Origin of the sequence: Candidatus Aegiribacteria sp., from assembly GCA_021108435.1 — a bacterium.
GTDB lineage: Bacteria > Fermentibacterota > Fermentibacteria > Fermentibacterales > JCC-6 > Aegiribacteria.
Genome location: JAIOQY010000069.1, coordinates 18,124 through 33,419 on the forward strand (window position 1 = coordinate 18,124; position 15,296 = coordinate 33,419).

The window sequence follows — 15,296 nt, forward strand, 5'->3', positions numbered from 1 at the left end:
CATGCACGCTCTGGTGCGTGTCCCGGAAAATAAGACATGCACGCTCTGGTGCGTGTCCCGGAGACAAGGAAGGAAACATGATGCGAAAAGAACATCTCAATGTTCTCACTCTCACCAGTATTACACTGATACTGTTTCTAGCGGTATCCTGCAATTCCCCTGTTGAACCAGATCCTGGAACTAATCCCAGCGGTAATGTGGTTGCATGGTTCAACGGACTGGCTAATACCGTTGATCTATACTTCCCCGAAAGTGATTTGCTGGTATCGACGGCCTACATTACCGGTGATGCACCAAATGATTTCTTCTACCTGGGTTCTGACAAGCTGGCAGTTCTGAGCTCCCTTTCCTCTGTGCTCCATGTCGTCGATCTGTCAGTATCGGGATCATTACTGCACGAGATTACCTTTCCAGGGGGCAGCAATCCCTGGGCCATGGCTTATGACAACGGCAAAATCTGGGTTACTTTTCTGCTTACCGGCCAGATAGCAGCCGTGTCAACTGATAGCTGGACACTTGGTGAAACAGTGGATGTTACCGAATATCCTTACGGAATTACAATTGCATCAGGTAGCATATTCGTTAGCCACGGGGACTATACAGAACCCAATCCTCCCGGCGGAGTAACTGTATTAGATGCGGTGACTCTCGAGGAAACTGGATGGATCGATACGGGGCAGAACACAATCGATCTGTGGTATTGCAGTGAAACGGGGAACATCCATGCATTCTCTTACACCTACACGGATAACGATGACGGTGTTGTTTCCATCATCGATCCTGTTACTGCAACAATTAAAGCTCAGGTGCAGACCGGAGGTACCCCGCATTCACCTGTTAGAGTGGGTAGCTCTTTCGCCTGCTGTGACTGGGGCTCTTCGATTTTCTTCTACAGCGAATCCGGATCACTTCTTTCAACATGGGTGCTTGATACATCGATTACGCTTGCAGGTCTTGCCGTCAGCGGGGATACTCTCTATATGACCGACTTTGATGGAGATAAGGTCTATCGTGCTCTCTGGCAGTCTCAGGTCCTTCTGGGCTCTCTCACCGCCGGAGACGGCCCTCAGGGAATAATAGCAATAGAACGATAAAGAATTTGCCTGTATATGAGTTTCTTATGATATTTACCTGTTTCAACAGGAGGTATCATGTCCGCTTCTTCATGTGATCTGCACGTACATTCGAAGTATTCAAAAGAATCGGGAAGATGGATTCTCAGAGCGCTCAAAGCACCTGAGAGTTTTACTCCGCCTGAATTGATCTATGAACTCGCTAAGAAACGCGGGATGGATTTCGTTACCATTACCGATATCAACACGATTGATGGCTGTCTGAGCATTTCTCACCATCCTGATACTTTCCTGAGCGAGGAAGTAAGAACTTTTCTGCCCGGCAGAAGAGCTGCTTTGCATATCCTTGTATTCAATCTGACTCCGGAGCAGCACGAAGAAATGATTCCTTTGAGAGACTCTTTTCCGGCACTTATGGAATATTTTGCCGATCAGCAGCTTTCTCATTCGCTGGCGCACCCATTCTATTTCCCGGGAACAGACCTTACTCCGGAAGAATTCAAAATGGTCATTAATAATGTCGATCTTGTGGAATCTCTCAACGGCGTAAGATCACGGGATGAAAACATCTCCGTAATTCCAATTGTCAGATCGATCAGAGAAGATCCTGACTTTAATGGATTTACAGGCGGATCAGACGATCACTGCGGAAGATTCATGGGACTTACATATACTGAAGTAAGAGACGCGAATAATCTTGAAGAATACCTTGATGGCGTGAGAAATGGAAAAGGTATCCCGAAGGGTGAACACGGCAGCGCGATTCGCTCCGCTTACTCTGTTTACTCTATCGCATATTCATTCTATCGTGACCGTCTTACAGCACAGAAAATGCCGACTATTGCCACTCTTGCCGCAGACAGATTCTTTCGGCCCTCGATAACCTCAGCTGAACCAACTGTCTGGCATAAGGCAGATTTTCTTTTTCATCAATTGATCAAAAAAGGTAAGAAGTCAGGAGAATCGGATTTTGAAACTATTTTCGCTGACCAGCTGATAGAAATAGGAAAAGATCTGAATCTGAGATCGGGCAGTCCTGAACTTGAAGCGGAAGGAATAGACGAAAGAACTTTCGAAATCCTTAACAGGCTCAGCAACAGCCTTCTTAAGCATTATTCCTCTCTTCTTATCAAGAGGATTTCGGATGGCAGACTCCTCGATGCTCTTGAAGCATTTACCGCGCTTATTCCAGTTGTACTGCTTAATATCCCTTATCCTCTGGCCTATCTAAACAGAAAGAAGGGCAGAGAGGCTGTTGAGACCGTTTCAGCAGAATTATCTCCTGAGATATTCAGCAGTCTGCGAAATCCCTGCAAAAGAGTCTGGTTCACCGATACAATCGATGACCTTAACGGAGTCTCACGCACAATTCAGAAATACAGCAGGCTGGCGATCGATACAGGAAGGGAAATGGCGGTAATCGCCTCACAGAGCAGACCGCTCTCTTTCCCCGGATGGGTTGTGAATTTTCCTCCGCTTCGCGAGTTTCCGGTTCCTGATTACCACTCAAAACTTCTTTCTGTTCCTCCTTTTCTTGAAGTGCTTCGATTTGTTGAGGAGGAAGGCTTCGGGATGATGTACATTTCTACGCCGGGTCCGGTAGGATTTGCCGCTCTGGGCATATCTCGACTCCTTGGTATCCCTGCGGCAGGTATATATCACACAGATTACCCCAGACATGTTAATCATATTGTTCAGGACGGTAAAATGGGAGAATTCGCTGGAACAGCCGCTGCATGGTTTTATAACAGTGTTGATACAGTACTTGTCCCCAGCAGATTCTATATGAACGATCTTGAGGCTATGGGCATTCCAAGAGAGAGGATGGAGCTGTTTCCAAGAGGAACTGACTGCGACCTTTTCTCACCTGTATGGAGATCCGATGAATTCGTGCGGAAATACGGTGGTAATCCCGGATCCATCCGCCTTGTATACGCAGGCAGAGTTTCCAGAGAAAAAGACCTTGATATACTGGCCAGCGCATTCATTACAGCAAAGGATTCACTACCTTCTCTTGAACTCTACATATTGGGGGATGGCCCTTACCTTGGAGAACTTGTTAACGAACTCAGCGGCATGGGCTGTTACTTCTGCGGAGAACTGCACGGAGAGGATTTGTCCATAGCTTACGCCTCGGGAGATATCTTTGTATTTCCAAGTTCCACAGATACTTTTGGTAATTCGGTTCTGGAAGCCCAGGCTTCAGGTCTTCCTGCAATAGTAAGCGACAGGGGAGGACCACAGGAGATCATTGAACCCGGAAAGACCGGTCTTGTTTTTGAAAGTCATAATCCGGAATCACTTGCTTCCGTTATATTGCGCATTGCGAGGAATGAAGAAATGATGAAATCCATGAGCGCGAGAGCAAGAAAAATGGCAATGGCCAGAACCTGGGATAAGGCATTCGATGAATTGTGGAACATATCACCTTCAAAACCCAGTGCGAAGAACAGAAATGGATCATGTAAATAACCAATGTCCATCTGGAAAAAGCGTAACAAATCACATATACTGATAAGAAAACTGACCAGGGGTGGCGGTCTTGCTGTATTCTTCTCAAGCAAAATTGCTGTTGCTCTTACTCTTTTTGTTCTGGTTATGGGTATTGGTATAACCGGTTTTATGGTTTTCACTTCACATAAAACTTCCATAGAAAAGACTAATCTGTCACAACGCCTTGAAGAACTGCTGAGTGTAAATAATCCTTCAGCCGAACAGCTTACCGAAAAAGCTCGGATCGAAATGATGCTTGATGAGAACACTTTCTTCGGTCAGGTGCTGCTGGCTGGATACATGACCTCCATTACTATCACAACGGTCGGATACGATGATGTTATTCGCGATTATGCCTACGAATTCATGGATGATAAATGGAGAAAAGCATATAACATATGGGTAACCCTTTTCGTAATTATCGCGTATATGGTTATCCTGTATGTGAATGCGAATTTCGTAGCCTATCTGGTAGGTTCCCGCCTTGCTGAAACCATGAAACGACGATCGCTTCTCAAGAGGGTAGCAATGCTGAACGAACATTACATTGTATGCGGCTGTACTGGAGCAGGTGCTGTTGTTATCGACGAACTCCTTCGCGTGAATCTATCGGTTGTAGGAATTGGCTCTGATGACAATCCTCCTCCTGATTTAAGAAAAAGGAGAGGGTTCTACTACTTTCCACAGGATCGTTCAGACGAAATTATGCTTAACGATGCCGGAATCCATCGTGCAAAGGGATTTGTTTCTGTACTTCCTGACGAGACTTCAAATCTTTTCCTTACTCTCTCAGCACATCTTCTTAATGATGATCTTACAATTTTCAGCAGGGCGGCAGGAAGTGAAAGTGAGGAAAAACTTGCTCTTGTTGGCGCGAGTTCTTCATTCACGCCTTCCATTGCTGTTGGAAGAAATCTTGTAGCTGATCTTCTTAATCAGGACACAATGGATTTCCTTGACAAAATGATCGGGGATCCTGAGCATGACTGCAGGATGGAGGAATACATTATTGAAAAAGGATGTTCATCCATCGGAGCAACTTTAGGTGAACTCGATCTTGGACGGATCTCCGGAGCCAGAATTTTCGCAATTATGAAAGCTGATAAAAGTATCATCTGCAATCCGGGATACGAATACGCTCTGGAAGAGGGAGATATCCTGCTTACAATCGAGTCCCCCGAGCAGCTTCAGGCACTTGCTCGAGTGCTGGAACGCGGCAAGCGTAGAAGAGGGAGAAAAAAACGTGACCGCAACTAATCACGGTAAGACGAAGTGCATCGTATGCGGTCTTGGCGAAACAGGAATCTGTGTAGTAAAAGAACTGCTTAATCATGAATTCAATGTATCGGTTATTGACCGGGATCCGGAAGCTCTCAAGAGATTGCAGGAACTGAATATGGACGTTACTGCAACAGAAGGTAATTGTCTGTTAGATATTACATTGAAGGATGCCGGCGTTCCGGATGCTGATGTTCTTTATTCCATACTGCCCGATGACAGAAGCAATGTCTTCCTTTGTCTTTCAGCCAGAAGAATTAATCCGAGGCTTAATATCTATTCAATCGCCTCTGATCTTTCCGCGGAAAAAAAATTGGAACTTGTGGGTGCTAAAAGAACGGTCAACCCGAGTAATGCCGAAGGATTCAGAATATCAAACGAATTACTCAGGCCTTATGTTGTAGCTTTCCTTGATCAAATTGTTTACGCCCGCGGAAAAACTGCCGGATATCTGAGCATCACCGTGCATGAGGGAAGCCCATCTGCTGGATTATCACTCTCAAAACTTGAAATACAGAAGAATACCGGAGTTGTGATTATTGCTGTGAGCCGTAAAGATAGAAGCATGATCTACAGCCCCTCGGGAGACTTTCGAACGGGTGAGGGAGACACCCTCATTGCTTTTGGAACGAAGGAAGACGAAGATGCTGTTCGAAAACTGCTTTCCACTGCACAGGACAGAAAGCACAGGTGGATGGGTGTCAGAAATCTTCTCCGGAAGTAGGAATGGTCGGGGCGGCCGGATTTGAACCGGCGACCCCCTGCTCCCAAAGCAGGTGCGCTACCGAACTGCGCCACGCCCCGATTTACCGAAGGCAATATACTACAAATCCAAAGTACAATACCGCAAGAGGTGAATTCCGGAAACAGACTTGACTCATATAGCCTTATTGTAGCATACTATATAGTCTAAATTAGTATATTACTGCATATTAGTGAATTTCCAAATATCTTGAAATGAGATGAGTATCATGTTAAAATTTTCTATTATCATTCCACTGATTATTATGGGTGTATCCTCTGCTGGAAACACAATGAATTCTGACGACTTCAGTTATTCTATTCCCTATTACTCCGTAAGAATTGAAAACATAAGCCAGACTGACATAAAAGTGCTTGAGGATCAGGGTTTTCTTATCGAATGGGCTCACGGAGATAAAGCCACCGTTTATGTGAATGCCGATCAGGAGGAGTTGCTGCGGCACCTTGGTTTCAAGCCTATGCATATCCCGGTTCCCGAACCGCTCATCCCTTATCCTTCACTTCTTGATATTTACGATTCAGCTGCTTTAATAGCTTCAAACCATTCTGATATCTGTGTTCTTGACACAATAGGTTATAGCGTGCAGGTCAGACCAATTCTGGCTGTAATCGTGTCGGATAATCCTGGCGTAGAGGAAATTGAACCGGAGTTGAGAATCCACGGAGGTATTCACGGTAATGAGAAAATTGCATCCACAGTTACATTATGCTATCTGAACAAACTCACTGAAGGCTACGCAGATGATCCTGCCTGCCAATACATTATCAACAACAGCGAAACCTGGATAATCCCGGTACTCAATCCTGACGGATACTACAGCAGCAACAGATACAACGCGAACGGTATCGATCTGAACAGAAACTGCAGTTATATGGGACCAGGCGGCGGCGGGGGCTCAACAGCATTTTCCGAACCGGAAACGGCTGCTCTTCGTGACCTTACCATGCAGAACTGGCCGGATATTGAAAACTTCATAAATCCCTTCTCTACCGGTCTTTCACTTCACAGTGGAGCACAATGCATCAACACTGTCTGGAATTACACAGTTAGCCCTCTGCCTGAGGATTATGATCTGCTCGATGCCCAGTGTAATAGCTATGTCAATGATCCCGGAATTATCGACTATTTTGGGAGCGGCGGAGCTTTCTGGATTGCTCTTCCTGGTGCAAGCTGGTATGCAATAAATGGAGACGTTAACGACTGGAGCTACGGTGAGTGCGGCACTGTTGATTATACAATCGAGACACATGATACTTTCGCGCCATCTGACTGGCCCGACATAAATATGGCTCATTATCATGCAACACTGGACTTCTTCACAACCAGTATCTACGGTATCTGGGGAACGGTAACGAATGCTTCCGGAGACCCGCTCGATGCCATGATATCCATGGGTATATCCGATGGAACGGATTCCACACCACTGCGCTTCTGCCGCACCGATGTGACTCTCGGAGATTATCATAAAACCCTGGTGCCGGGCACATACGATGTAGAGGTCAGCGCTGATGGATATGTTCCCCAGATTATTACTGATGTTGCAGTAGGCCCAGAGGAACGAGTAGAAGTCAGTTTTGTTCTATACAATGTAGGTATAGAAGATTCCGAAACAGGGAGTATTGGAACAGGAAGGCTCTGTGTTTACCCAAATCCTGCGAATGGATCTCTTAATATTTCATTGCCTGTTACAGGGGTTGGAGGAATCGTTGCAATTTACGATATTACAGGCCGTTCTGTGTATTCACAGGAAATGACCACCGAAATGGAAACATTTGTATGGAACTGCGCGGAACACAACGGTTCGGAAGTACCTTCCGGTATGTATACTGTACGATTCAACAGCGGAAATTCTTCCTGGACTACAAGATTCATAGTAAACAGATAAATCGAAAAATTGAAAGGTTCTTATAATAATGGCACATAAGAAATCATCAAGCAGTTCTCGTAATGGCCGGGACAGTGCCGGAAGACGGCTTGGAGTTAAAGCTGCCGCCGGTTCGCTGGTGTCGGCTGGAACTATCATTATAAGGCAGCGCGGAACAAGGATACATGCCGGTGTTAACGTCGGAAGAGGTAATGACGATACTCTATTCGCTAAAATAGACGGCAGGTTGAAGTTCCACAGCATGGGCGGCAGAAAGGTTGCCTCTATAATCACTGAACAGGCTTAACAATTCCTTGATGAAGATTCCATCTGACTTGCTTATACGAAATGTCGGGGAGCTGGTTACAATGACCGGCTCCCCATGTTTGCGCAGGGGAGAGGATGCATCAAAACTATCCATCATCCACGGTGGAGCAATTGCTGCGCAGAATGGCAGAGTAGTCTGGACCGGCACTTCTTCTGATATCTCAGCCAACATCGAGCTGAACCGGGATGCTCTTGAGATCGATGCGACCGGCAGAGTTGTCACACCTGGTTTTGTGGATTCACATACTCATCCGCTATATGCCGGAACAAGACAGGCTGAGTTTGCTCTCAGAGCGTCCGGTGCGGATTACGAGGAAATCGCAAGGGCAGGGGGAGGAATACTTAACAGCGTTGCAAGAACAAGGACTGCCACTTCTGCTCAGATTGAGGAGACACTCGTAAAGCATCTCAGAACCATGCTTCATTTTGGAACAACATCCGTTGAGGTGAAGAGTGGTTACGGACTTGACGCTGATACCGAGCTGAGATGCCTCCAGATCGCTTCAGATGCCGCTGATAACTGTCCTCAGACTATATTGATGACTTTTCTGGGAGCACATGAAGTACCGCTGGAATTCACCGATCATCCCGATCAGTACCTTGATTATCTGATTAAAGAAGTCCTGCCTGTAATCAGAGAAAGAAAATTAGCCGATTTTGTCGATATTTTCTGTGAAAAAGGTGTTTTCACAGCCGAGCAATCAGCTCGATATCTCAGAGCCGCAGCCGAAATGGGTTTCAAGCTTAAGATTCATGCAGATGAATTCCATGATACAGGCGGCGCAGCTGTAGCAGTCGAAAACGATGCCGTAAGCGCAGATCACCTTCTATCAATTTCAAAAGAGAACATAGAACGGATTGCTGCCAGCAATACAGTGGCAACCCTTCTTCCCGGAACGGCACTCTTTCTCGGAAAACCATTCCCGCGTGGCAGAGAACTGCTTGATGCTGGAGCATGTGTTGCCATTGCAACAGATTTCAACCCTGGCAGCTGTTTTTGTGAATCAATGCCTTTCATGATCAACCTTGCGGTATGTCAGTGCGGCTTTACAATAGAAGAAGCGGTAACCGCCGCCACAATCAACGGAGCAGCTGCCTTGGGTATCGCTGATCGCAAGGGTGCACTTGCTCCTGGAATGGATGCGGATATGATACTATGGGATCTTGATGATTACCGTGGTATTGCTTATCACTTGGCTGTGCCAGATATTGCAGGGGTTATTGTTAATGGACATCTGGCTTCCACCATGTTCGATTGATGCATTTAATGTATAATGTATTCAAAAGGATGAGACATGATTGATATAGAACAGCGACGCAAAGCACAGGAATTGATTCAAAAGGGAAAGTACGACAGTGCAGAGAAAGTACTGAATCATATGATGAATCAGTATCCGGAAGAACCTTCAATTCACAATTCTCTCGGTGATGTTCTCATAAAACTTAATCAGCTTGACAAGGCTCTCGAACAATTCTGCATAGCAGGAGAACTATACTGCAATAACGGTCTTCATTCAGCTTCGTTATCAGTTGCAAGAAAAGCCCTGCGAATCGACGATAGCTTTGCAATGTCTCACTACCTGAAAGCTATTAACCTTGATAAACAGGATAAACCTGATGAAGCAGAAAAGGAATTCATTCTGTATCTCAAATCAAAGCCTGCCATAAAAGACCCGGCAGTCCTGCGTTCCTGCATGGCCATGACAAGGCTTCAACCGGAGGATGATAAGTGGGTAATCCGACTTGCCAAGATTGCAGCATCACTTGAGGATCTCGAAAGCCTGGAGAATTCTATTCAGCTTGCACGTGACAGAGGCATTAACCAACTCAATCAGCTCGAACTCAAACTTGAACAATTGAATAGGAAACTTGGATTAGCTGAACCTCCACCGCCGCCACCACCTGAAAAGATTGAACCTGAAAAGCCCATCTTACCGCCCTCAATTGAAGAGGTCGAATTCGTAGAAGATTCTTTATCATCCTCGCCTGAAGAAATCGAATACGATGAATCCGGTTTCTTTGAACAAGCCCAGGATTATGAAGGAGATGTTCTATCAAAAAGAAAGCGTATCGGTGAATATTTCGTAGCCGAGGGATTACTTGAGGCCGATGATGTTCTTGATGCACTGCAGATCCAGAGAGAATCGGAAGACGATCGCAAGCTCGGAGACATACTCGTAAGTCTGAGCCTTGTCTCAAAAAGACAGCTTCAGGAAGCTCTATCTCTCCAGGTTGATGATATGAGAGATAATCTCGATCGATCTCGTGGAGATGGCCTCGGATTTGTAGAACTCGGAAACCTCCTTCTTGAAGTAGGTGATTTCTACGGATCAATTGATGCATATCTGAGAGCCTGCACGATCTACCGCGCTAATGAGCGGGAGTATATGGTTTTCGAACTGCTTGAGGGTGTGCTTGATATCTGTCCTGAATCACTGAGTGCGGCTAAAGAGGTTGTTAGAATCAGGAAATCGATGAATACTGAAGGGCAGGCCAGAGCATTCTACAGACTGGCAGTAGCATACCTTCTAAACGACAGCCCTCACGAAGCCCTTGCTGCTCTGGAAAAATCTGTTGCTGTCGACTCAAATTTTGAAATGGCAAGAACACTGATGGACGGAATTCGTCCGGGACTTGTCGACAGTGATGACTACGCTGATATCGCAATGATACTGGCAGACATAGATCGCAGATTTGACAGGAATACAGCTACCGCGCTGGCAGGCATAATCCGTGAATTCCAGGATGGTATTGATTCAGCTGTTTCAAAGGATGATTACTCCACGCATTACGATCTTGGAATAGCATACATGGAGATGGGACTTTATCGTGAAGCTCACTTCGAATTTGAACAGGTTCTTAAAAGCCCTGACTATCGAATGAAAGCAAGAGAAATGCTTGGCAGATGCTGCCTTCTACTCGAGAGATACGATGAAGCTGAAGACAATTTCAGAAAGGGACTCACTATTACGGCTGGAAATATGAAAGCAGCGGTTGGTTTTCATCTCGCTATAGCGGATGTCTATGAAGCAACAGGTAGAAATTCTCAGGCAAAGCGCGAACTCAAGATTGCATCCAAACTTGATTCAGATTTAGTCAAGATGCGGCACACGCTGGACTGACTCTTGCTCAGAATCCGTTCCATTCACCCAGGCTCTCCTGCCTCAAGAACAGGTTTGAAAAAGACTGATATTCTAGTTACATGTAATGGTGAAATACTGGATGACTGGTTTGATTTCATGTACAACGCAAATGGAACATTGATCAATATCAAATACAGACGGGGAATTCAGACAAAGAACATTATCATTCGGAGAATCCCTGGAATAGAATGGGGATTTGAATTTGAAGGACAATCACCAAGAATCTGCAGGCGAAAATGCATCTTTTGTTTCATTGATCAACTTCCTCCAGGTATCAGGTCTTCTCTTCTTGTTAAGGATGATGATATCCGATATTCCTTCCTTCATGGAACTTACGTCACACTCGATCGAAATGATGTTAGTATCGCTATTAAGAAGAATCTATCATCAGTCCATGTTTCAGTTCATGCGTCTGATCCTGTTCAAAGAGGAAGATTGCTTGGAACTGGAAAAGAAGAACCAATCATCCCTCTACTGAAAATCCTGTCCAATGCCGGTATTTCAGTAGAAACTCAGATCGTTATTGTGCCTGAGTGGAATAACGGGATAGTTCTTGAACGTACCCTCAGGGATCTGATAAATATCCCTTCTGTAACATCTGTTGGTGTTGTACCGGTGGGAATCACATCATTCAGAGACGGGCTGGAGGATATAAGACGACCGACACCGTCAGAAGCTGCCGAAATAATTCATCAATGTGATAGCTGGAGAAGTATAGCTCTGAGAAGAAGAGGAACGCCCTGGGTCTATCCCGCGGATGAGTTATTCTCTCTCTCTGGAAAGGATGTTCCGGATTCTGCATATTATAAGGAATGTACACTGAGGGAGAATGGAATTGGACTGCTTTCAAACCTCCTTGAGTATGAAAACAGAAATTTCTCTGGCAGGGGACTGATATGCACCGGAACTCTTGCAGCACCATTCATGAAACGAGTTCTGGCAGGATCAGAATATCAGATTCTGTCTGTAAACAACACATTCTTCGGTCCTGAAGTGGGAGTTTCAGGATTGCTGGCAGGGAATGATATCGTTAAATCAATCAGGGCGGAAAATGTCACCGGCGATTCTGTCTTTTTACCTCGCTCCATGTTCAACCATGATATGTTAACACTTGATGATATGACACCGTGGAATATCGAACAGCTGACAGGTCGCAAAATAATAATCGCGCGAGGGTTGGAGGATCTGATCTGAAATCATGAATTTACCAGTATCTGTCATATTTCTGTCTTTTCTTTGTCTGTTTCTGATTCTGGAAATGAACAGAAGAAAAAACGTTGCGTTAATGAGAAAGAACAAACTCCTCTCGAATAAACTCAAGGCACTGACTAAAGAACTGGATGAGTTGGGAAAGCTTAAATCCGATATGCTGTCCAGGATAGGAATCTCCTTGAGAGAGCCTCTTGAATCACTCCGAGAAACAGCTATTGAGCTTTCGCAACCACCTGACAGATCACCCGGTGTAAAAGAGCATCTCACAAGACTTACGAATGAGATTACTGAAATTGAGAACTTCCTTGATGTAATGAAAGAACTCGCCTTTCTTGAAAGGATGGATCTATCAGGCACTTCACAATTTCCCGATGAAGCTGAATCTTCTTCAGTTTCTCTTGACAATTTGCTTTTTGATACTCTTAACGAGTGGAATGATGAGTTTTCATCCAAAGGCGTTTCCCTTGCGATGTCCATTGATGAGAATGTCATGGTTACCGGAAGCAGGCATTACCTCAAGCATGCGCTAGAGAATATTCTATCAGAGATTTCACGCATAATGGTGTCCGGATCTCTGGTTCATATCGTACTCTTCAATGACGAAGTATCTGTAAGAATGAAAATCGCATACAAGGGTGAATCTGCAAAGACTGTTAAACAATCAGCTTTCGGTGTAGAACTGGCACGACAAATTGTAAGCATCCACGATGGATGGCTCACAAGCGATTCGAAAATCGGGCAATACGTGATGGAATTACCCGCGCTGAATCAGAAAATGGAGCGTCAGACATAGTGAAGAACCGTGTATTCAGAAAATACGACATAAGAGGAATATTTCCCTCAGATCTTGATGAGCATCTCGTATTAAACCTGGGCAGAGTTCTTGGAGGAATAGCTGGAAATGTTGTAGCTGTCGGAAGAGATTGCAGACCGTCAGGCACTACTCTCTGCCGCTGGCTGACAGATGGAATTATCACTTCAGGGTCAGATGTTATTGATCTTGGAGTGCAGACAACACCAATGACTTATTTTGCTGCGTATACTTTAAATCCGGATGTTACAGTGATGATTACAGGCAGTCATAATCCCCCGGAATACAATGGGTTCAAAATCTTGTTCGGACATGAAACTATATGGGGTGAGGGTATCCAGAAACTCCGAAAATTAATGGAGGATATATCATCAGTGCCTCCTGTTGCATCAAAAGCAACAGCAATAAGTAAATCCATTACGAAATCATATACGAACAGGCTTCTTTCTGAATTCTGTTTTGATCGTTCCCTGAAAATTGCTATAGATGCGGGAAATGGCACTGGCGGCACGATTGCGATTGATGTCCTCAAAAACCTTGGATGCAGAGTTATTCCTATTTACTGCGAAATGGATGGCACTTTCCCGAATCATCATCCTGACCCAACCGTAGAAGAAAACCTGCAAGATCTTCGAAAAACAGTTCTTAGAGAAGGAGCTGACATCGGTCTTGCATTTGATGGTGACGCTGATAGACTTGGAATACTTGATGAAGAGGGAAACGTTGTCCGGGGTGACAGAATCCTCATAATTCTGGCTAAATCACTTCTAAAGGTTAATCCTGGAGCAACAATTATTTCTGAAGTCAAGGCTTCAGAACTGTTTTTCTCTGAAATCGAAAAGGCGGGTGGACGTGCTGTGATGTCACCAACAGGGCACTCTCTTATCAAGAAAGCCATGGCTGAGGAGAATGCTCTACTTGCGGGGGAAATGAGCGGACATATCTTTTTCAGGGACAGATATTACGGATACGATGACGCACTCTATGCTGCAATGCGGTTGCTTGAGATAATTGCGTCAGATGATGCTCCTCTGAGTTCTTACCTGGCAGATCTTCCTGAAGTATTCTCTACTCCCGAAATAAGGGAAGAATGCTCTGATGAAAGCAAATTCATCGTTGTCGATACAGTAACAGATATGCTGGAAAAGGCTGGATATTCAGTGGATACCACTGATGGTGCAAGAGTCTCATTCCCCGATGGATGGGGACTTATTCGCGCATCCAACACTCAGCCTGTGCTTGTCATGAGGTTTGAGGCTGGAACTTCTCAGCAGCTGGCTGAATATGAATATTTATTGCGTGAATACATTGAAAAAGCCGGGAGGAAACTGGATGTCAAGACAGCTGATTGAAGAACTCGAGAAACAGATTGAATCGGAAAAACCTCTGCTGGATAAACTGGAGTCTGTTTTTTCCAGTGTTATCGTTGGGCAGGATGAATTCCGTCAGGGATTAATGACTGCGCTTCTCTGTGATGGTCATGTTCTTATCGAAGGTGTGCCAGGACTGGCAAAAACGCTTGCTGCCAGAACTCTTTCCAGGTGCGTAATGGCATCATTCTCAAGATTGCAGTTCACGCCTGATCTTCTGCCTGCGGATCTGACAGGCACAATGATATTTCAACCGGAAACAAGTACATTCACCGCAAGAAAAGGACCTCTTTTCGCGCAGTTCATACTTGCTGATGAAATTAACAGAGCTCCGGCCAAGGTTCAGAGCGCTCTGCTAGAGGCAATGCAGGAGCGACAGGTTACATTCGGCGGCAAGACATATCCTCTGCCGTCTCCATTCTTCGTTATGGCCACACAGAATCCGATTGAACAGGAGGGCACTTATCCGTTGCCTGAAGCTCAGGTGGACAGATTTATAATGAAACTGAAAATCGACTACCCAACAGCTGTTGAGGAAGTTGAAATATTACGAAGGACAGGAGGCAAACCTCTTCCGGATATTGAACCGGTGATATCAACTGAAAAGGTTATAGAACTTCAGAAACTCTCCTCCAGCGTAATCGTTGAAGATGGAGTACTTGACTATATGGTCAGGCTGGTTTCCGCCACACGGCACCCGAGACAGGCTGGATTGAAGGATATTGATGATCTCATCACCGTTGGAGCCAGTCCAAGAGGCTCACTTGGTCTTCTTGCAGCATCAAGAGCGAGGGCATTCCTCCACGGATCATCATTTGTTTCACCTTCAACAGTAAAAGAAGTTGCTCATGATGTTCTCAGACACAGAATAATTCTCTCATTCGAAGCTGAAGCGGAAGAAGTGGGTGTAGAGGAGATAATAGACAGAATACTAAACAGGATTCCGGTCAAGTAACAGAGAT

At 45.1% G+C, this 15,296-nt stretch carries 12 protein-coding genes and 1 tRNA gene; 12 read left to right on the forward strand and 1 reads right to left on the reverse strand.

The window, feature by feature from the left end:
* Positions 1 to 77 precede the first annotated feature (77 nt).
* From K8R76_04090 to K8R76_04105, 4 genes are read left to right on the forward strand one after another with little or no spacing between them, the layout of a single operon-like run.
* Positions 78 to 1,094, forward strand: a complete 1,017-nt coding sequence (locus K8R76_04090) for a hypothetical protein (protein MCD4847352.1) — start codon at positions 78 to 80, stop codon at positions 1,092 to 1,094.
* 57 nt (positions 1,095 to 1,151) lie between these two features.
* Positions 1,152 to 3,545 carry a glycosyltransferase gene (locus K8R76_04095; GenBank protein ID MCD4847353.1) on the forward strand — a complete coding sequence of 798 codons (2,394 nt, stop codon included), beginning with the start codon at positions 1,152 to 1,154 and terminating at the stop codon, positions 3,543 to 3,545.
* Positions 3,546 to 3,548: 3 nt separating this feature from the next.
* A complete protein-coding gene (locus K8R76_04100) occupies positions 3,549 to 4,823 on the forward strand; it encodes an NAD-binding protein (protein ID MCD4847354.1) in 1,275 nt (424 codons plus the stop codon).
* Positions 4,810 to 5,568, forward strand: a complete 759-nt coding sequence (locus tag K8R76_04105) for a TrkA family potassium uptake protein (GenBank protein MCD4847355.1) — start codon at positions 4,810 to 4,812, stop codon at positions 5,566 to 5,568. The genes K8R76_04100 and K8R76_04105 overlap by 14 nt, the downstream gene beginning before the upstream one ends.
* A 3-nt stretch (positions 5,569 to 5,571) precedes the next feature.
* Here K8R76_04105 and K8R76_04110 read toward each other — a convergent pair.
* Positions 5,572 to 5,648, reverse strand: a tRNA-Pro gene (locus K8R76_04110).
* A gap of 167 nt (positions 5,649 to 5,815) precedes the next feature.
* Here K8R76_04110 and K8R76_04115 point away from each other — a divergent pair.
* The 8 genes from K8R76_04115 (at position 5,816) to K8R76_04150 (ending at position 15,289) form a co-directional block, all read left to right on the forward strand.
* Positions 5,816 to 7,492 (forward strand): T9SS type A sorting domain-containing protein, encoded by a 1,677-nt coding sequence (locus tag K8R76_04115; GenBank protein MCD4847356.1) that lies wholly within the window; start codon positions 5,816 to 5,818, stop codon positions 7,490 to 7,492.
* A 28-nt stretch (positions 7,493 to 7,520) separates the two neighbouring features.
* Positions 7,521 to 7,778 (forward strand): 50S ribosomal protein L27, encoded by a 258-nt coding sequence (gene rpmA, locus K8R76_04120; protein MCD4847357.1) that lies wholly within the window; start codon positions 7,521 to 7,523, stop codon positions 7,776 to 7,778.
* A gap of 61 nt (positions 7,779 to 7,839) precedes the next feature.
* A complete protein-coding gene (gene hutI, locus K8R76_04125; protein ID MCD4847358.1) occupies positions 7,840 to 9,057 on the forward strand; it encodes an imidazolonepropionase in 1,218 nt (405 codons plus the stop codon).
* A 36-nt stretch (positions 9,058 to 9,093) separates the two neighbouring features.
* Positions 9,094 to 10,920 carry a tetratricopeptide repeat protein gene (locus tag K8R76_04130; GenBank protein MCD4847359.1) on the forward strand — a complete coding sequence of 609 codons (1,827 nt, stop codon included), beginning with the start codon at positions 9,094 to 9,096 and terminating at the stop codon, positions 10,918 to 10,920.
* 54 nt (positions 10,921 to 10,974) lie between these two features.
* A complete protein-coding gene (locus tag K8R76_04135) occupies positions 10,975 to 12,135 on the forward strand; it encodes a DUF512 domain-containing protein (protein ID MCD4847360.1) in 1,161 nt (386 codons plus the stop codon).
* A gap of 4 nt (positions 12,136 to 12,139) precedes the next feature.
* Complete coding sequence (locus tag K8R76_04140) at positions 12,140 to 12,946, forward strand: hypothetical protein (protein ID MCD4847361.1); 807 nt, start codon at positions 12,140 to 12,142, stop codon at positions 12,944 to 12,946.
* A complete protein-coding gene (locus K8R76_04145) occupies positions 12,946 to 14,316 on the forward strand; it encodes a phosphomannomutase/phosphoglucomutase (protein MCD4847362.1) in 1,371 nt (456 codons plus the stop codon). The genes K8R76_04140 and K8R76_04145 overlap by 1 nt, the downstream gene beginning before the upstream one ends.
* A complete protein-coding gene (locus K8R76_04150; GenBank protein ID MCD4847363.1) occupies positions 14,297 to 15,289 on the forward strand; it encodes a MoxR family ATPase in 993 nt (330 codons plus the stop codon). Before K8R76_04145 ends, K8R76_04150 begins: the two co-directional genes overlap by 20 nt.
* Positions 15,290 to 15,296 lie beyond the last annotated feature (7 nt).